The 18,199-nt window shown below is 63.3% G+C and carries 14 protein-coding genes; 7 read left to right on the top strand and 7 right to left on the bottom strand.

All coding sequences use genetic code 11. The annotated features are described in order from the left end of the window. Positions 1-79: 79 nt before the first annotated feature. Positions 80-3,130, bottom strand: coding sequence for a D-2-hydroxyglutarate dehydrogenase YdiJ (gene ydiJ, locus TRP66_RS00070; RefSeq protein WP_333399281.1), 3,051 nt, complete (start codon positions 3,128-3,130; stop codon positions 80-82). Positions 3,131-3,312: 182 nt separating this feature from the next. Here ydiJ and TRP66_RS00065 point away from each other — a divergent pair, with 182 nt between their 5' ends. The 4 genes from TRP66_RS00065 to TRP66_RS00050 all read left to right on the top strand — a co-directional run bounded on the left by TRP66_RS00065 (position 3,313) and on the right by TRP66_RS00050 (position 7,886). Beyond that, a complete protein-coding gene (locus TRP66_RS00065) occupies positions 3,313-4,218 on the top strand; it encodes a LysR substrate-binding domain-containing protein (protein ID WP_333399280.1) in 906 nt (301 codons plus the stop codon). A gap of 10 nt (positions 4,219-4,228) precedes the next feature. Continuing rightward, positions 4,229-5,125, top strand: coding sequence for a LysR substrate-binding domain-containing protein (locus tag TRP66_RS00060; RefSeq protein ID WP_333399279.1), 897 nt, complete (start codon positions 4,229-4,231; stop codon positions 5,123-5,125). A 182-nt stretch (positions 5,126-5,307) separates the two neighbouring features. After that, on the top strand, positions 5,308-6,630 hold the full coding sequence (locus TRP66_RS00055) for an MFS transporter (RefSeq protein WP_442965144.1): 1,323 nt from the start codon (positions 5,308-5,310) through the stop codon (positions 6,628-6,630). Continuing rightward, a complete protein-coding gene (locus tag TRP66_RS00050) occupies positions 6,627-7,886 on the top strand; it encodes a metal-dependent hydrolase family protein (protein WP_333399277.1) in 1,260 nt (419 codons plus the stop codon). The genes TRP66_RS00055 and TRP66_RS00050 overlap by 4 nt, the downstream gene beginning before the upstream one ends. A 14-nt stretch (positions 7,887-7,900) precedes the next feature. Here the strand turns inward: TRP66_RS00050 and TRP66_RS00045 are convergent, their stop codons facing one another. The 5 genes from TRP66_RS00045 to TRP66_RS00025 all read right to left on the bottom strand — a co-directional run bounded on the left by TRP66_RS00045 (position 7,901) and on the right by TRP66_RS00025 (position 14,396). Then, the gene (locus TRP66_RS00045; RefSeq protein WP_333399276.1) at positions 7,901-10,996 is read right to left on the bottom strand and encodes an error-prone DNA polymerase; all 3,096 of its coding nucleotides are present in this window, start codon (positions 10,994-10,996) and stop codon (positions 7,901-7,903) included. Further along, positions 10,993-12,408 carry a Y-family DNA polymerase gene (locus TRP66_RS00040; protein WP_333399275.1) on the bottom strand — a complete coding sequence of 472 codons (1,416 nt, stop codon included), beginning with the start codon at positions 12,406-12,408 and terminating at the stop codon, positions 10,993-10,995. Before TRP66_RS00040 ends, TRP66_RS00045 begins: the two co-directional genes overlap by 4 nt. A 7-nt stretch (positions 12,409-12,415) precedes the next feature. Beyond that, on the bottom strand, positions 12,416-13,033 hold the full coding sequence (imuA, locus tag TRP66_RS00035) for a translesion DNA synthesis-associated protein ImuA (RefSeq protein ID WP_333399274.1): 618 nt from the start codon (positions 13,031-13,033) through the stop codon (positions 12,416-12,418). Continuing rightward, on the bottom strand, positions 13,033-13,650 hold the full coding sequence (gene lexA, locus TRP66_RS00030; protein WP_333399273.1) for a transcriptional repressor LexA: 618 nt from the start codon (positions 13,648-13,650) through the stop codon (positions 13,033-13,035). The genes imuA and lexA overlap by 1 nt, the downstream gene beginning before the upstream one ends. A gap of 62 nt (positions 13,651-13,712) precedes the next feature. Further along, a complete protein-coding gene (locus TRP66_RS00025) occupies positions 13,713-14,396 on the bottom strand; it encodes a hypothetical protein (protein ID WP_333399272.1) in 684 nt (227 codons plus the stop codon). 527 nt (positions 14,397-14,923) lie between these two features. Here TRP66_RS00025 and TRP66_RS00020 point away from each other — a divergent pair. From TRP66_RS00020 to TRP66_RS00010, 3 genes are read left to right on the top strand one after another with little or no spacing between them, the layout of a single operon-like run. Continuing rightward, on the top strand, positions 14,924-15,886 hold the full coding sequence (locus TRP66_RS00020; protein WP_333399870.1) for an aliphatic sulfonate ABC transporter substrate-binding protein: 963 nt from the start codon (positions 14,924-14,926) through the stop codon (positions 15,884-15,886). After that, positions 15,886-16,731 carry an ABC transporter permease gene (locus TRP66_RS00015; RefSeq protein WP_333399271.1) on the top strand — a complete coding sequence of 282 codons (846 nt, stop codon included), beginning with the start codon at positions 15,886-15,888 and terminating at the stop codon, positions 16,729-16,731. The genes TRP66_RS00020 and TRP66_RS00015 overlap by 1 nt, the downstream gene beginning before the upstream one ends. Before the next feature lies 1 nt (position 16,732). Next, positions 16,733-17,446 carry an ABC transporter ATP-binding protein gene (locus TRP66_RS00010; RefSeq protein ID WP_333399270.1) on the top strand — a complete coding sequence of 238 codons (714 nt, stop codon included), beginning with the start codon at positions 16,733-16,735 and terminating at the stop codon, positions 17,444-17,446. Positions 17,447-18,105: 659 nt separating this feature from the next. Here TRP66_RS00010 and TRP66_RS00005 read toward each other — a convergent pair. Next, positions 18,106-18,199: IS3 family transposase (locus TRP66_RS00005; RefSeq protein WP_333399869.1), on the bottom strand; the 94-nt coding region annotated here is incomplete at its 5' end.

Here is an 18,199-nt window from a genome sequence, read left to right as displayed (position 1 = left end):
AGGTGTGACTCAAGGTTAGAAGCTCTTTGTCGGGGCGCGATAATCCATAACGCCGAAGCGCTTGCACGATCCTCCGGAATCAGCCCGCCCTTACCCGCTCCAGCAGAACCTGCAGCGGATGGCGGACATGCTTGCCATCCTGACGCTTGACCTGGCTGCGGCACGAATAGCCGTCCGCCACCAGACGATCATCCGCGCCATGCCGGGCGACCAGTGGCTGCCAGGACTGCTGGTAGATCTTTTGTGAGTTCTCAGCGTTGCGGGTCTCGTGGCCGTAGGTCCCGGACATGCCGCAGCAGCCGCTGGCCAGTACATCGAGCTTCATGCCCAGGCGTGCGAAGACTTTTTGCCAGAGCGCGACGCTGCCCGGCTCGTTGGTCTTCTCGGTGCAATGCGGCAGGAAGTACCAGGTGGCATCGGCGCCCGGCAGCGCGTCGCGTTCGGCCAGCTCGGCTGCCAGCCACTCCTGAGGCAGCAGCACTGTCGGCACGTTGTCGCTGCCCAGCGCTTTGCTGTACTCCTGGCGGTAGACCAGGGTCATGGCCGGATCCAGGCCCACCAGCGCAATGCCGCTGTCCTGGAGTTTGCGCAGTGCCTGGCTGTTGAACAGCGCGGTTTTTTCGAAAGCGGTCAGGAAGCCCTGGACCTGCAACGGCTTGCCATTGGGCGCGAACGGCGCCAGGTAGACCTGATAACCCAGGCGGGTCAGCAATTCCAGCCAATCGGCGGCCACCGCCGTATCGAAGTAACGGGTGAAGGCGTCCTGCACCAGCACCACCGTGCGCTTGCGCTCCTCGGCGCTCAGCGCAGCGAGCCGCTCGGGAGTCGCCATGCCCACGTTCCAGCGCGCGCAAGCGGCGCGGAAGTCAGTCAGGCCGAGCAGCGGGCTGTCCACCATGCCCGCCACATGTTCCAGCAGCCAGCGCACCGGCGCCGCGCTCATGACCGCGTTGTAGGTTTTGGGGAAGCGCGCCAGATATGGAATGCTGAACTCCAGCGAACCGATCAGGTAATCCTTGAGCGGGCGCAGGTAGCGGCTGTGATAAAGCTCAAGGAAACGCGAGCGGAATTCCGGCACGTTGACCTTGACCGGGCACTGTCCCGCGCAGGATTTGCACGCCAGGCAACCGGCCATGGCGTCGTAGACTTCATGGGAAAAGTCCTCCTGACCTCTGGCGCGGCTGACCGTATTGACCGTGCGGACAGCCAGGCTCTTCAACGGGTTGGCACTGCGGGCGCGTGCGCTGGCGGCCAGTACGTCTACATCCTGATCGCCTTGCAGGCGCAGCCACTCGCGCAACAACGAAGCCCGCCCCTTGGGCGAATGGACCCGATCGCGGGTCGCTTTCCACGACGGACACATGGCGTCGTCGGGATCATAGTTGTAGCAGGCGCCGTTGCCGTTGCAGTGCATGCCGGTGTCATAGCTCTGCCAGACACGTTCGTCGATGGTGCGATCCAGATCGCCGCGCAGGCGAACTTCGTCGACCAGGGTCAAACGCGCCTCGGGCAATGTGGCCGGGGTGGCGATCTTGCCGGGGTTGAGCTGGTTGAAAGGGTCGAATGCGGCTTTCAGTGCCTGCAACGATGGGTAGAGTTCGCCGAAATACTCGGGTACGTACTGGGAGCGCAGGCCCTTGCCGTGCTCGCCCCACAACAGCCCGCCGTACCTGCGGGTCAGGTCGGCGACGGCATCGGAGATCGGGCGGATCAACGCCGCCTGCGCCGGGTCTTTCATATCCAGAATCGGGCGGACATGCAGCACGCCGGCATCCACATGGCCGAACATGCCGTACTGCAGGCCGTGGCTGTCCAGCAAGGCGCGGAATTCCTGGATGTAATCCGCCAGATTCTCGGGCGGCACGGCCGTGTCCTCCACGAACGGCTGCGGCCGGGCTTCGCCCTTGACGTTGCCCAACAGACCCACCGAGCGTTTGCGCATGGCGTAAACCCGGTTCACGGCTGCGGCGCCCACCGCCAGGGTGTGCCCCAGACGCACCACCGAGGTGTCGGCTTGAAGGTGTTCGATGAAGGCCTGCACCCGTGTTTCGACGTCGGCCAGTTCGTCGCCGCTGAACTCGATCAGGTTGATGCCCAGGGTCGGCGTCTGCGGGTCTTGCGGGAAATATTCGGCAACCCCGTGCCAGACGATGTCCTGCATCGCCAGCATCAGTACCTTGGAATCGACGGTTTCGATAGACAAGGGTTTAAGGGCCATCAAAGCCTTGGCGTCGCGCAGCGCATCCATGAATCCGGCATAGCGCACGTTGACCAGAATGGAGTGTCTGGGGATCGGCAGCACGTTGAGCCGGGCTTCGACGATGAAGCCCAGCGAGCCTTCCGAGCCGCACAGCACGCTGTTGAGGTTGAAGCGCCCGTCAGCCTCGCGCAGGTGCGCCAGGTCATAACCGGTCAGGCAGCGATTGAGCGGCGGAAAGGTCTGCTCGATCAGCTCAGCCTGGCTGTCGGCGATGTCCTGCGCACAGCGGTAGACCTCGCCGGCGCGGTCGACACGGGCCTGCTCGGTCGCGACCTGCCCGGCGCCCATGGCGTGGCTCTGGATGAATCCGCCGCCCAGCAGCACCGTGGACAGCTCCAGCACATGGTCGCGGGTCTTGCCGTAGGTGCAGCTGCCCTGCCCGCTGGCATCGGTGTTGATCATGCCGCCGATGGTCGCCCGGTTGGAAGTCGACAGTTCCGGCGCGAAGAACAGGCCATGGGGTTTGAGCGCCGCGTTGAGCTGGTCCTTGACCACACCGCTCTGCACCCGTACCCAGCGTTCTTCGACGTTGATTTCCAGAATGCGGTTCATGTGCCGCGAAAGATCCACCACCAGTCCGTCGGTCAGAGACTGGCCGTTGGTGCCGGTGCCGCCGCCCCGCGGGGTCAGGACCACCTGCTTGAACCGCGGCTCGGCGGCCAGCCGGGCAAGGATCGCCACGTCGTGGCTGCCGGTGGGGAATACCGCGGCTTGAGGCAGGCGCTGGTAGATCGAGTTGTCGGTGGCCAGCACGGTTCGCGAGCCGTGATCGCGGGCGATTTCGCCAGCAAAACCGGCGGCGGTCAGAGCTTCCAGGAACTGGTTGTAGGCGTTCGCCGGTTCGGCGGTGGGTTTCAAGACGGCAATCATGGCGGTTTCCAGAACTCGGCGTCCATACATCAGAACAGGCTGACGCTGGGCTTTTAGTATGCAGAACACGTATGCTTCGAATCGCGTCGAAGCCTCGCGTTTCTCTAGGCTTATGCGGATTCTTGGCTGTGCCGGCGCTGAGTGCAAACGCAAAAGCCGTTATCTTTTCATGAGTTTTATGAATGAACCCTCGCCGACTCACGCCTTCCATGTCGCTTCTGATCGCCTTCGAGGCTGCCGCCCGGCATGTCAGCTTCACCAAGGCCGCCGATGAACTGGCCTTGACCCAGAGCGCGGTCAGTCGCCAGGTTCAAGCGCTGGAAGCCCAGCTGGAAGTCGAACTGTTCAAGCGTGACGGCCGGCGTATCGAGCTGACCACCGCCGGCGCGCTCTATCAGCATGAGCTGGCGGCCGCGCTGGGACGAATCCGCAGCGCGACCCTGCAGACCATCGCGCACAAGGCCGAGGGCGGCACTCTGCATCTGGCGGTGCTGCCGACCTTCGGCTCCAAGTTGCTGTTGCCGCGCATGAACGATTTCTACGCTCGGCATCCCGGCTACGTGGTGCATATTCATTCACGTATCGTCCACGCCGATCTCACCCCGGCCGCCAGCGAAATGAACGCGATCATCTGCGCCGGCAACGGCAACTGGCCCGGTTACATTGCGCACCGACTGTTCAGCGAGAAGCTGGTGCTGATCGCCAGCCCGACCGCGCTGCCGGGCCATGCTTCGATGACCCTCGCGCAGGTCGCCCAGCACTCGCTGCTCAGCGTGGTGTCCCGGCCGGCTGCGTGGTCCGACTGGTTCGATCGCAACGGGCTGGACCATCATGCCATGCGCCCTGGTCCCAGCTTCGAGCTGACGTCTCACCTGATCCAGGCGGTGGCCGCGGGCATCGGCATTGCGCTCGTGCCAAGGGTGCTGGTCCGCGATGAGCTCGCCGCCGGAGAACTGGTGGCGCTGTTCGAACCCATGGACAGCGGCCGGGATTACTGGCTGGCCTACGCCACGCGCTTCCAGAACCTTCCGGCACTGTGTGTATTCCGGGACTGGCTGATAGCGACCCCCTTTTCCGACAGTCTGTGACGGAGCTTCTGTGCGCATCGAACCGCTTCCACCTTTGCCGAACCTGATCGCCTTCGAAGCGACCGTCCGCCACGGCAGTTTCACCCGCGCAGCCGCCGAGCTGCACCTCACCCAGAGCGCCATTAGCCGTCAGGTGGCCCAGCTTGAAGAATTTCTGGGCCGCGCCCTGTTCCGCCGCGAGCACAAGCGCATCCATCTGACAGTGGCCGGGCAGATCTATGCCGAGCAGATTCATCGGGTCCTGACCCTGTGTGCGGAAGCCACCGCTCAAGTCATCACCCACAGTGGCGAACAGCAGTTGACCCTGGCCTGCTCCAGCGGCGTCGCGGCGCTGTGGCTCGGCCCGCTGCTGGGGCGCTATCGCGAGGAATTTCCAGGCGTCGACACCTGCCTGCGGGTCATCGACGGGCTGGATTCGCTGATTCGCGCCGAATTCGATCTGGCGGTGTACTTCATGCGCGGCTCGCCGCCGGCAGGGCTCGACAGTCGCCTGCTGTTTCCCGAGTCGGTCAGCGCCTATTGCGCGCCGGGCTATCTGGGCGGCCGCCTGCTGGAGCCGGCGCGTCTGCTCGACGAATGCCTGCTAATGCTGGAAGACGGCCAGCGCCAGTGGTTGTCCTGGCATGACTGGTTCACCCGGCAGGGCGTGGATGCGCCGACCATTCGCAAGCGCATGACGGTCAATTCATACCCCGTATTGGTGGATTTGGCGATTGCCGGACACGGCGTGGTGCTGGGCTGGTCGCCGATGATCGACCGGCACGTGCGGTCCGGCGCGCTGGTGCGGGCCTGCCAGGCGAGCGTCGACGATCAGGGCGGCTATCACCTGTTGACGCCCAACGGACAGCTGCCGCGCCGCGCTGCCCGCGCCTTCGAGCAATGGCTGACCGAGCAGGTCCCTGGTTGACCTCGGTCTTGCATGCGCGGCAAGCATGCAAACCTTCGCAAAGAGCGTTTTCACATTTTCGTCACAGCTCGTAATGTCGCCGTCAGCGGGCACGAGACCCGCGAGATGTTTCACCCCTTCAACTCTGCCCCCCATGTCCTATGCAGGGTTGTCCCTGCGTGTGTCGCATGCAGGAGACGAATGTGAGCACTACACAACAAGACACTTCGCTTGACCCCCGCCAGAGCCACAATCGCCAGGCGCGTCGTGCGGTCACCGCCACGGTGATCGGCAATGGCCTGGAATGGTTCGACTTCACGGTCTACAGCTTTTTCTCGGTGATCATCGCCAAGGTTTTTTTTCCCAGCGGCAGCGAACTCACCTCTTACCTGATGGCACTCGCGACCTTCGGCGTCGGCTTCTTCATGCGGCCGGTCGGCGGCATCGTGCTGGGCATCTATGGCGACAAGCATGGGCGCAAGGCGGCGTTGTCGCTGACCATCCTGCTCATGGCGTTGGGCACCCTGATCATCGCCCTGACCCCGAGCTACGCGCAGATCGGTCTGATGGCGCCGGTGCTGATCGTGCTGGCGCGCCTGCTGCAAGGCTTTTCGGCGGGTGGCGAGATGGGCAGTGCCACTGCGTTTCTGACCGAACACGCTCCGGAAGGCAAGAAGGCGTTTTACTCCAGCTGGATTCAGGCCAGTATCGGCGTCGCGGTGTTGCTGGGTTCGGCGCTTGGCGCCGCGCTATCGAGTTACCTGACCCAAGCTCAACTGGAAAGCTGGGGCTGGCGGATTCCGTTCCTGATCGGCACCCTGATCGGCCCGGTAGGTTTCTATATCCGCAGCCGTGTCGACGAAACGCCAGCCTACAGCGCTGCCAAGCCGGTTGAATCGCCGCTGCGCGAGGTCATCAAGACCTATCCCCGCCAAACGCTGATCAGCTTTTCGCTGGTGGTGCTCTGGACGGTCTGCACCTACGCAATCCTGTTCTACATCCCCTCCTACGCGCAGCGTGTACTCGGGCTGCCATCCTGGATGGGCTTCAGCGCCGGCATGATGGGCGGCGCTGTGTTGATCATCGCCACGCCGATCGTTGGCGCGCTGGCTGACCGTTATGGCCGCAGACCCTGGCTGCTGGGATCGGCCATTGCGATCTTCTTCAGCGCTTATCCGATGTTCCTGTTCATCAATCAGATGCCGGGACTGTTTTCGCTGCTGGTGTTCGAGCTGGTGCTGGGTCTGATGATCTCCGGCTACATCGGTTCGATTCTGGCGGCCTTCGGCGAGCTGCTGCCCACCCATGTGCTGTCGACCGGCCTGTCAGTGGCCTACAACTTCGCCGTCACCCTGTTCGGCGGTTTCGCCACCTTTACCATCACCTGGCTGATCGCCTCGACCGGCAGCAATGTCGCCCCGGCGTTCTACATCATGCTCGCCGCCTTGATCAGCGGCACCGGCGCGATGCTGTTTCGCGACCGGAACGCCGTCGTCAGCCGTCCTTTGACTGGAGCCTATCAATGAACACTGCTGTTTCTGACCGATTGATTCTGCGTAACGGGCGCTTGCTGGACCTGGAAGCCGGCGAGCTGACGAGCGGACAGGAAGTCGTCATCGAAGGTGAACGTATCGTCGAGGTCCGCCCTGCTTCCGCGCAGGCCGAGGCCGGCGCTCAGGTCATCGATCTGGGCGGCATGACGTTGATGCCGGGCCTGATCGACTGCCACGTGCACGTGCTGGCTTCCAATGCGAACCTGGGTCTGAACGCGCTGCAACCCAACGCCATCACCATGTACCGGGCGCTGCCGATCCTGGCGGCGATGCTGCAACGCGGCTTCACCACCGTGCGTGACGCCGGCGGCGCCGACTGGGCGTTGGCGCGCTCGATTCAGCTGGGGCTGATTCCCGGCCCGCGCATCTTCGCCTCGGGCAAGGCGTTGTCGCAGACCGGTGGCCATGGCGACATGCGCGCCCGTGGCGAACTGCTGCTCAACGAGCCCTGCTCGTGCTGCTTCCGCGCCGGCGCCATCGCCCGAGTGGTGGATGGCGTCGACAACGTTCGCCTGGCGGTACGCGAGGAACTGCAACAAGGCGCGTCCCAGATCAAGATCATGGCCTCCGGTGGCGTGTCGTCGCCGACCGATCCGATCGCCAATACTCAGTACAGCGAGGCGGAAATCCGCGCCATCGTCGATGAGGCGCAAGCGGCCAATACCTACGTCATGGCGCACGCTTATACAGCGCGGGCCATCCGCCGCGCCATCGAGTGCGGGGTGCGGACCATCGAGCACGGCAATCTGGTGGACGCTGAAACCGCGCAACTCATGGCTGAAAAAGGCGCCTTCGCGGTGCCGACCCAGGTGACCTACGAGATGCTCGCCGAATATGGCGAGCGCTTCGGGCTGCCGGCCGACTCGGTTGCCAAGATCGAGGACGTCCGCCAGGCGGGACGCAACGCCTTGAAGCTGTTCGCCGACGCGGGCGTGCCGATGGGCTATGGCTCGGACCTGCTGGGTGAGATGCACGAGTACCAGAGCCACGAGTTGAAAATTCGCGCCGAAGTGCTGGGCAATCTGGCTGCGCTGCGCAGCGCCACCAGCGTCGCGGCGCAGATCCTGCAACGAGAAGGCGAACTGGGCTGCGTCGCACCCGGAGCGCTGGCCGATCTGTTGGTGGTCGACGGCGATCCTCTGGCCGACATTTCCTGCCTGGTCGGTCAGGGCGAAAAACTGGTGATGATTCTGCAGGCCGGGCAGGTGCGCAAGAATACCTTGGCTTGAACTCCACAACCTGACTAATGGAAATCCCGACTCTTTACGTCCAGCCCCGCCAGCATCGGGGTCAGGTCGTAGAGGCGTCGGGCGATCACGTGACGCACGCCCTCCTTCGATTCAAAGCGCCCGAAGACCTGCATCAGCTGCGAGCCCACCAGCACTTTGCGCTGGCGCTCGGCCAGATCGCGCCACACCACCACGTTGATCATCCCGAACTCATCTTCAAGGGTCACGAAGGTCACGCCACTGGCGGTACCGGGGCGTTGCCGTCCGACAACGATGCCGGCCACGCTCAAGGTGCATTCGTGCTGCAGTTCCAGCAGGTCGCGAGAGCTGCGAAAGCGCCGGGCGGCCAGTTGACGACGCAGCAGCGTCAGCGGGTGCGGGCCAAGGGTGGTGCCGAGCATGTCGTAGTCGGCACGCATGTCCTGGGCAATGCTGGGGAGCGGCAGCGCCACTTGTTGCTCGTCTTCGGGCAGGTCGGCAAATAACGGACGCTGCACCTCCACCCCTGCTACCGCCCAGCGGGCGCGGTGCCTGTGGCCGATCAACCCGCGCAACGCACCGGAATCGGCCAGCGCTTCCGCTGCCCGCGAGTCCAGACCCGCGCGCTGCACCAGGTCAGTGGCATCGCTGAAAGGCCTTGCGGCGCGAGCCGCCTCGATACGTCGTGCATCCTCTTCGCGAAAACCGCGCACCATCCTCAGGCCAAGCCGGATCGCCAGATTGCGCCGATAGTCAGGATGATCCACCGGCTCCAGCGTGCAGTCCCAGTCGCTGTAACGAATGTCGATCGGATGGATATCGATGTGGTGCCGGCGAGCGTCCTGCAACAGCTGATCCGGAGTATAAAAACCCATTGGCCAGCTATTGATCAGCGCGCAGGTGAAGGCGGCCGGCTCATGACACTTGAGCCAGCAACTGGCATAGGTCAGCAAGGCAAAGCTGGCAGCGTGAGACTCAGGGAAGCCATAGCTGCCGAAGCCCTTGATCTGTTCGAAGATGCGGTTGGCGAAGGCTTCGGTATAACCATTGCGCTTCATGCCGGCCGCCAGTCGTTCGCGATGGGGTTCGAGACCGCCATGGCGCTTCCACGCCGCCATCGAGCGACGCAACTGATCCGCTTCGCCGGGGCTGTAGTCGGCGGCCAGAATCGCGACTTCCATCACCTGCTCCTGAAACAGCGGCACCCCGAGCGTGCGTTTGAACACCTTTTCCAGCGCTGGAGGATAGGTGACGGGTTCCTCGCCCTTGCGCCTGCGCAGGTAGGGATGGACCATGTCGCCCTGGATCGGGCCGGGCCGGACGATGGCCACTTCGATCACCAGATCGTAGAACTCTTTGGGCTGCAAGCGCGGGAGCATGGCCATCTGCGCCCGGGACTCGATCTGAAAGACGCCGATGGTGTCGGCGCGGCTGATCATTTCGAAAGTGGCCGGATCTTCATGGGGCAGCGTGGCCAGCTCCCAATGATCGTCCCGGTAGCGCTTGACCAGCTCGAAGGTGCGGCGCAAGGCGCTGAGCATGCCCAGGGCCAGGATATCGACTTTCAGGAGCCCCACCTGATCCAGGTCGTCCTTGTCCCACTGGATGATGGTGCGGTCGGCCATGGCCGCGTTTTCCACCGGAACCAGGGTGTCCAGCGGGTGCTCGGAAATCACGAACCCGCCGGGGTGCTGGGACAAATGCCGGGGAAAGCCGATCAGTTCACCGGTCAGGGTCAGCACCCGTCGCAGAATCGGGGTCTGCGGGTCGAAACCTGCATCGCGAAGCCGGCTGTCGTCGGGAAGCTTGTCGCTCCAGCGGCTGAAAGCGTCGGCCAGGGCGTTGATCTGGTCAGGCGGCAAGCCCAGCGCCTTGGCGACATCCCGGACTGCTCCCGCCCCATGGTAAGTGCTGACGACGGCCGTCAGCGCCGCCCTGCCCCGACCATAGCGGTTGAAAATATACTGCAGGACCTCTTCGCGGCGGTCATGCTCGAAGTCCACATCAATGTCCGGCGGCTCGTTGCGCTCCTTGGAGATGAAGCGCTCGAACAGCAGATTGCACTTCTCCGGGTTCAGCTCGGTAATGCCCAACGCGTAGCAGACCACCGAGTTGGCCGCCGATCCCCGGCCCTGGCAGAGGATATGCCGACTGCGGGCGAATTCGACGATGTCGTGCACGGTCAGAAAATAGCTGTCGAACTTCATTTCCGCGATCAGTGACAGCTCTTTTTCAATCTGCGCACGAGTCTGTGGAGACATACCCTCAGGCCAGCGGCGACGCGCGCCCTGCTCGGTCATCTGACGCAGCCAGGTGCTGGGCGTGTGTCCCTTGGGCACCAGCTCGTGAGGATATTCGTAGTGCAACTGGCTCAGAGCGAATTGGCAGCGCCGGGCAATACGCACCGATTCTGCCAGCAAATCCGCAGGATAGATCCGGGCCAGCGCGGACAGCTGGCGCAGATGACGCTCGCCATTGGGAAACAGGCGATGCCCGGCTTCCGAGACAGGCAGATGATGACGGATGGCGGTCATGGTGTCCTGCAAGGCGCGCCGACCACGGGCATGCATATGCACATCGCCCATGGCAACGGCCGCGATGCCATGGTTGCGCGCCAGGGTCTGCAGCCGGGACAGACGCTGCTGATCATCCGGCCCGCAGTGTAATTCGACGCCCAGCCACAGCCTGTCGCCGAACATGTCCCCCAGCCATTCACCCTGCTCATGCACGTCCAGCGGGTCTTGTCCCGGATCGGGCAGCCACACGGCCAGCAGCCCTTCCAGCGACATCATGAAATCGGTGCGCAGCGAATGGTACTCGCCCTTGGGAGCACGCCGCCGGGCCAGTGTGATCAGCCGGCACAGCGCCTGATAGCCGGCCAGTGATTCCACCAGCAGGACCACTTTGGGACCTTGTTCCAAGGCAATCTCGCTACCGACGATCAGCGGCAGCCCGGTATCGAGAGACGCCTGCCAGGCCCGAACGATGCCCGCCAGGGTGCATTCGTCGGTGATCGCCAGCGCGGTGTAACCATGCAGTTTCGCGCGGTCGAACAACTCCCGCGCGCTGGATGCACCGCGCTGGAAGCTGAAATTGGAAAGACAGTGCAGCTCTGCGTACTCGGTGCTCATGCGAACCAGCCATGCAACCGCAGTTCGCCGTCGTCGCCTACTTCTCGATAGGCCCAGCCGCGTTGACCGCCCAGGGTCTGCACCAGGTAGTAATCGCGACGAACGTCATTGCCATCCCACCATCCCGATTCGATACGCTCCGGGCCGGCCAGTATCTGTGCGCTGTGCCAGGGCAGCACCTCAGGTTCGCGCAGCAGCCAGCCGGGACGCGGAATGCCGGCCGCAAGCGTCGAGGCACCGGCATCCGGACCGGCACGCCAGGCAAGCTCGGGCCGATGATCCGCCACGGCGCACAGCCCATTGACCGCTTCATCGCCCAGACGGGCGCGCAGTCTTTCCCGCAACTGCTCCCAGGGCAATGTCTGGTGCGCACGCTCGTCGAACAACTCCCGGTGGGTCGGCACGAACCTGGGGAGATCCTCGGCCGCCAGTCGTACCGCGCGCACCGGCGAGGTGACCTGCACCGGCTCCAGTCGGCCACGGGCCAGCTCGAACAACATGCCCGCGTCGCGCTCGGCGCTCAACAACCCCACTGTGATCAGCGTCGGCGCACCTTCTACATGCTCCAGGTGCACGACAAAGCGCTGCACCCCGCTGTCACGCCCGGCAAGGAACGCGGCCAGGTCGGCGATCAGACGCTTGAGGGGAAATAGCAGTGCCTGGCTGGACTCGACGTCGTAGTTCAGTTCAATGCGCAGATCGAATCGGTCCGGCGGGGTGTAATACTCCATCGCCACAGGGCGCTCGCCAAGCAATCTGTCCAGATGTCGCAGTACGTTGGCGGGAAAACGTCGAGCCAGGGTGCTGCGCGGCAAGGCCAGCACTTCGTGGAATCGATGCAGGCCCATCCGCGCCAGTGCGGTCGACACCTCTTTGCCAAGCCCGATCCGGTCCAGCGGCATCTGCCCGAGAATGACGCGAAGATCCTGCGCACACTCCACCGCCAGGCTGTCGTGAGCATTGGCGAGCATGCGCGCCGCGACCGGATTGGGCGCGACCACGATGCGATGACTGAACCCCAGCCCTGTCAGCTCCTTGCGCAACCTGGCTTCGAAGACCGGCCAGGGCCCGAACAGCTTGAGGCTTGACTCGATTTCCATCAGCAGCACCCGAGGGTATTCAAGACTTACGTGGGAACTGAACCCATAGGCCCAGGCGGCCAATAATTGCTGGTGCCGGTCGGTCTCGGCTGGATCGTATTCGACCGCGAGAAACTGCGGTGCCAGGGTCAAGGCCGCCGTCAGACTCTGGCCCGGCTTGAGCCCCAGTTTGCGGGCCGCCGGGTTGACAGTCTGCAGGACCCGGCGCTGCGCGCTGCCGCTGATCAGCGCCAGCGGTTGTTCGGGGTCGGGATGGCGGCGCATGACACCGTCGAGCGCCAGTTGCGGCAGCAAGACACAGGCCCACAGCATAGAAACCTCAGGAGTCGGTCTTGAACGGTATGGGTGAATGGGGAGCGAGTCCTCCGCGGCACTTGAGCACCCGGAGTTGCTGTGGCGAGGTATCGACCATGATGCGCAGTGCCGCCGGTGAAGGATTGGCGGCTGCCTGACTGGGCCGACAAGCGAACGCCAGGGTCTGGCCGGTTTCGGCGGCGACCTGCAAGCGGCGCATGGCACGATCGTCGGCCATGCCCGGCCAGCAGACGACCGCCCCGCAACTGCCCGAGCGCAGGCACTGTTCGGCGGCCCACAACGCATCACGCGGACCGGCCTCGATCATGGCGAGCCATTTCAGGTCGACGCCTGCCGCATGCCAGGCATCGGGGTAAGGCACATAGGGAGGCGCGATCAGCACCACACGTTCGCCGCTGGCCGACAATCGCGCCAGGGTCGGCCACAGCAGGCGCAGTTCCCCGCTGCCATTGGCCGGCAGCAGAATCTCGGTCAGGGCAGCAGCCGGCCAGCCACCGGTCGGCAAGGCCTGGTCAAGCAGGGAGTGGCCGGTGGGATTGGGGCTGACCGGCGTTGCGGTCGCGCGCCCTTTCCAGACCCTGCGTTCATCGAGCAGGGCATCAAGACTGACAACGGCGGCCATCACTCGCGCCTGACCAGCCCGCAGAACACGCCTTCGATGGCGAAGTCCTGATCGGGCCTGACAAGAATTGGCGCGTAAGCCGGATTGCGCGGCAGCAGGGTGAAGGTGTCGGCGCTGCGTTGCAGACGCTTGATGGTGACTTCGCCATCCAGACGCGCGACGACGATCTGCCCGTCATGGGCGTTGGGGTTACGCAGAACCCCCACCAGATCGCCGTCGAGAATGCCGTCTTCGATCATCGAATCCCCGCGCACCCGCAGCAGGTAGTCGGGCACCCGCGAGAATGTCCCGCGATCCAGCAACAACGTGTCGTGCAAATCGAGGTCCGGCCCGATGGGCGCACCTGCCGCTACCCGGCCCAGGACCGGTATTTCCAGCAGCTCGGGACGCGGTCCGGCCTGTACCAGGCGAATGCCTCGGGCCTGATTGGGGATGACTTCGATCAGGCCGGCGTCGGCCAGGGCAACAATGTGTTTGCGGGCAACGCTTCGGGACGCAAAGCCGAAAGCCTCGCAAATATCAGCGAGGCTGGGATGCTGACCCTGATTCACGATGCGTTCGCGAATGAAGTCGAGAATGGCGCTACGGCGAGGAGATAATGTGCTCATGGAGTACATTTGTACTCCATGACGTACTCTTTGGCTAGCCCTGCTTGTCGAGAAAGACCCGATCCCTTACCTCAAGCGGCGCTCGGACAGTGCTGCGCGCCGTCGTCGAGCCCCTGTTTCTGGCTGCTGTAGTCAACATGTGCCTTGCCGTCCTGCCATTTGACGGTCACGACGATCACCGAGTCGAAGTCCTCGCCCGTCCAGTCATCGATCAGCTTCATCGACTTCCCAGATGCCTCCTTGGCGACGGCGTTGATCAGTTCCGGCAGATACCCATGGGACCAGGCGGTATAAACGGTCGCGTTACGATACTTGTCGCGCATGAGTTCTTCGGCCAGGTCATCGGTATCGTTGGCGCCGAAATCGATATTGACCGGCAAGCCGAGCTTGATCGCACTCGGCCCTACCGTCATCAACGGCCTTACGTAGCTGTAGGAATGATCACCCTCACCCTCTTCCACGTGACGTCCGGGATCGGCGGCGAAAATGAAATCGGCCTTGCCGAATGCGCGTGGCAGGTATTCGGACAACTGCAAGGCGCGGTTGAGTCCTTGACAGTTGAGCTGCCCGAGCCCCATCTGCGGCTTCTCCGCATGGCGAATGAATACCAGCGTCTGGGTTCCGTCCTTGGGCTCGGCATGCACGCCGCCCCCCATGGAAAACCAGAAAAGCGCTGAAGCGATCAACAGTACTGGAAAGAACAGCCAGGCCAGTCGGCGTTGCCGCTGTCCCATATCGGAAGTGTCTGAAGTCATTGTGTTGTGAACCCGTTTTTTTGCGGTTGACGGAAGTCAGCAGTCGCGCGTGCGAGAGTGCCTGCCATGTGCGGGTTCGCGGCCCCTGTCTCCTTGAGGATCAATCGATTACAAGTCCCTTGATCACCACGAAAGGCTAGTCCGCCAATGTTTCGGTATGAAGAATCCGACGATATGAGTAGCAAAATCCGACGATGTTGCATGGCTGGCTGATAAAGCTGGCGTGAGATGTGAGCGGATGTGTCTGGGTGTGCATGCCCACTGCACTGTTTGCCGGACAACAGCACTTCAACAAAATGATTTGCCCAAGGCAGCCCGCTCTCCTCTAACAGGTTGAAATCCCGTGCGAAATAGGAGGCATGCCGGTCTGGCACGAGCTCTGCATTATGCCTTTTCAGCGGGTCCGCATCGCATTCCCAATCTTTTCAGATATAAAAAAGCGGACCGAGCAGCCCTGTCACTTTTGATCCGGACCGTCCCTGATGAATGCTTCCCTTGCTGCATTGAATTTCACCTCGTCCCTACGCATGGCCCGCCGGATTGCCACGGCCTGCGCCCTCGTACTCGGCGCACACAGCGCGGCCCAGGCGGCCGAAGCCCCGCCATCGGAGGTGCGTCTGGACTACGCTTACTACTCGCCGGTGAGCCTGGCGCTGCGTCATTTCGGCTGGCTGGAAAATGCGCTTCCACAAGCCAAAGTGACCTGGGTCCTGAGTCAGGGCAGCAACCGCTCACTGGAATACCTCAACAGCGGCAGCGTCGATTTCGCATCCTCAGCGAGCCTCTCCGCCGTGCTAGCCCGGGCCAACGGCAGCCCGATCAAATCGGTCTACGTTTACAGCCGCGCCGAGTGGACGGCGTTCGTGGTTGCCAAGGATTCGCCGCTGAAAACCGTGGCGGATCTCCAGGGCAAGAAAATCGCCGCCACCAAGGGCACCGACCCTTACCTGTTCACCTTGCGCGCGCTGCAACAGGCGGGCCTGAAGAAAGACGACGTCGAACTGCTTCACCTGCAGCATCCCGATGGCAGGGTCGCTCTGGAAAAAGGCGACGTTGACGCCTGGGCCGGCCTCGACCCGCACATGGCAGCCAGCGAAATCCAGGCGGGCTCGCGTCTGCTGTATCGCAACAAGGACTTCAACAGCTACGGCGTGGTCAGCGTGACCCAGGCCTATGCCGAGGAACACCCGCAAGCCGTGGCTACGGTTCTCAAAGCCTATGAGCAGGCACGCCACTGGTCGCGTGAGCACCCGGAAGAGCTCGCCCGGTTGCTGGCGACCGAATCCGGCCTGCCGCTGGAAGTCGCACGACTGCAACTGACCCGCACCGACCTGGACAACCCCGGTCTCACCGACAAGGACGTCGCCTCCTCCAAGGCCGCCGCCCCGATCCTGGTGTCCGAAGGGCTGGTGCGCAAAGGTGTGGACGTGTCGAAAGTTGTCGATGAGCTCATCGACCCTTCATTCGCCCAGAAGGTGATCGGTCGCTGATGGAAACGAGCAAAAGCAAGGCCTGGCCGGTTAACGCTCGCTCTGCCTCGACCGCCGGCATCCTGAAAAGACGCATCAATGGCCTTTCCTTGAAGGGTCTTGCCTTGCCGGTCGTGATCGTTGTGCTCCTGGAAATCGTCGTGCGGATCGGCTGGCTGGCGTCCTACCAGATGCCGGCGCCTAGCGAAGTTGCGCTGACCCTCGCGGAGCTGGCCGACGGCGCGCTCTGGAAACACATCGGCGCCAGTCTGCTGCGGGTCCTCAGCGGCTTTGTCGTCGGGACCGGCCTTGGGCTGATCTTCGCCGCCTGGGTCGGGCTAAGCCGTGAAGCCGAAGCTTACCTGGAGCCGACTTTCGCCGGTTTACGTTCGGTCCCGAGCCTGGCCTGGGTGCCGCTGTTGCTGCTGTGGCTGGGTATCGGCGAAACCTCCAAGGTCGTGCTGATCGCCATCGGTGCGTTCTTTCCGGTCTACCTCAACGGGGTCGCGGCCATTCGCGGGATCGACCGCAAATGGGTCGAAGTCGGCCAGATGTATGGGTTCGGCCGCGGCCGGCTGATCCGCCGCATTCTGTTGCCAGCCGCGCTGCCCGGCCTGTTCACCGGCTTGCGCAGCGGGATGAGCCTGGCCTGGATGTTTCTGGTCGCTGCTGAACTCATTGCCGCGACCAAAGGGCTTGGTTATTTGTTGAGCGATGGGCGCGAGACCTCGCGGCCGGACATCGTGCTGGCGGCAATCATCGTACTGGCCTTGTTGGGCAAGACCTGCGACGGCCTGCTGGCCGGGCTGGAGCGGCGCTTTCTCGCCTGGCGAGACACTTTCAGCGGCCAGGGCCGGGAGGATTGAGATGACGCCTGCATTGATGGAGATACTGGTAGAACGCAAGGCATTTGCCCGGACGACCGTGCTGCAGAATGTCTCGCTGACCCTCAGAGAACGGGAGACCGTAAGTCTGCTGGGCCCCAGCGGCTGCGGCAAGAGCACGCTGCTGCGTATCGCCGCCGGGCTGGAAAAGGATTTCAGCGGCAGCGTCCAGCGTACCGCCAGTCAGGTGGCTTTCGTTTTCCAGGAACCGAGGCTGATGCCGTGGCTGACGGTCGAACAGAATATCGGTTTCAGCGATGACCTGGGTTACGACAGGACCTGGGTGCGACAGCTGATCGAGGAAGTCGGCCTGAGCGGCTTCGCCGACGCCCTGCCCAAAGCTTTGTCCGGCGGCATGGCCCAACGCGTCGCCATCGCTCGAGGCCTGTATTCGCACCCGCAAGTGTTGCTGCTGGACGAGCCTTTCAGCGCCGTGGACGCGTTGACCCGCATGAAACTGCAAGACCTGCTGCTGCAATTGGCTGCGCGTCATTCAATCACGCTGCTGGTGGTGACCCATGACGTCGATGAGGCGTTGTATCTGAGCGACAGGGTGCTGGTGATGAATCATTACCCAGGCACCGTCGCTCACGAACTGCCGGTTGACCTGCCCCGGCCCCGAGACCGCCTCGACCCCCGCCTGGGTTCACTCAAAACCCGCGCGCTTACGCAGTTGCATCAGGCCCATCTCATCTAACGACGTATCCTGTAGGAGACCACCCGCCGCCCTGGCGCCGCGCTGTCGCGCAGCAAACATGGTCATCTCACTTGGCTATGATGGCGGCAACGCTGGTTCTTCGAGGCGGCTAGACCTGGGCTTGCGGGCATATCCGTTACCGCGTGTGCTGGACCTCCTGGTTCCGGCCCTTACGGCCGGCCTACTTTGGTTTCGCCCAAAGTAGGCAAAGGCATTGCTCCGGGCTGGGCCCCTGCGGGGTTCCCTCCCTCCGGCGTTGCTCCGGGGGTCGCGCCGAACGGCCGTCCATGGCCTGCGGCGCTAACTCGGCTCCTGCCTCGTTCCCCCCTGCGCAACGCCTCCACTCGGCCTGCACCAACGTCGCGATTGGCGGCGTCTGCACCATCGTGAAAAAGGCAAACCAAAGCCAAAGCTCTTGATCTTGATCTTTTTACGCACGACTCACAGACGCCGCCGAACGCGACTTGGGCGCAGGCCGAACGCAGGCGACGCGGAACCGGGGAGCGAGGCAGGACGCCGGCTGGCGCCAATGGCGCATGGACGGCACACCCAATCCACATCAGGGTGCGGCCCGGTGGAGCGTCGCCGGAGTGAGGGAACCCGAAGGGCCAAGCCAGGAGCAATGGCTGGACTGACCCCCAAAAGTTGGACGAGAAACGTTAAAAATTCATCGCCTGTGTTCGAAATTGTACCGGACTCAGGCCGTTGAGCTTGAGGCTGATACGTTCATGGTTGTAGTAGTGGATGTAATCC

This window comes from Pseudomonas sp. JDS28PS106 (genome assembly GCF_036706555.1).
Taxonomy (GTDB): Bacteria; Pseudomonadota; Gammaproteobacteria; order Pseudomonadales; family Pseudomonadaceae; genus Aquipseudomonas.
Note: the sequence above shows the minus strand (reverse complement) of the source record. Positions and strands in the feature narration are given on the sequence as shown.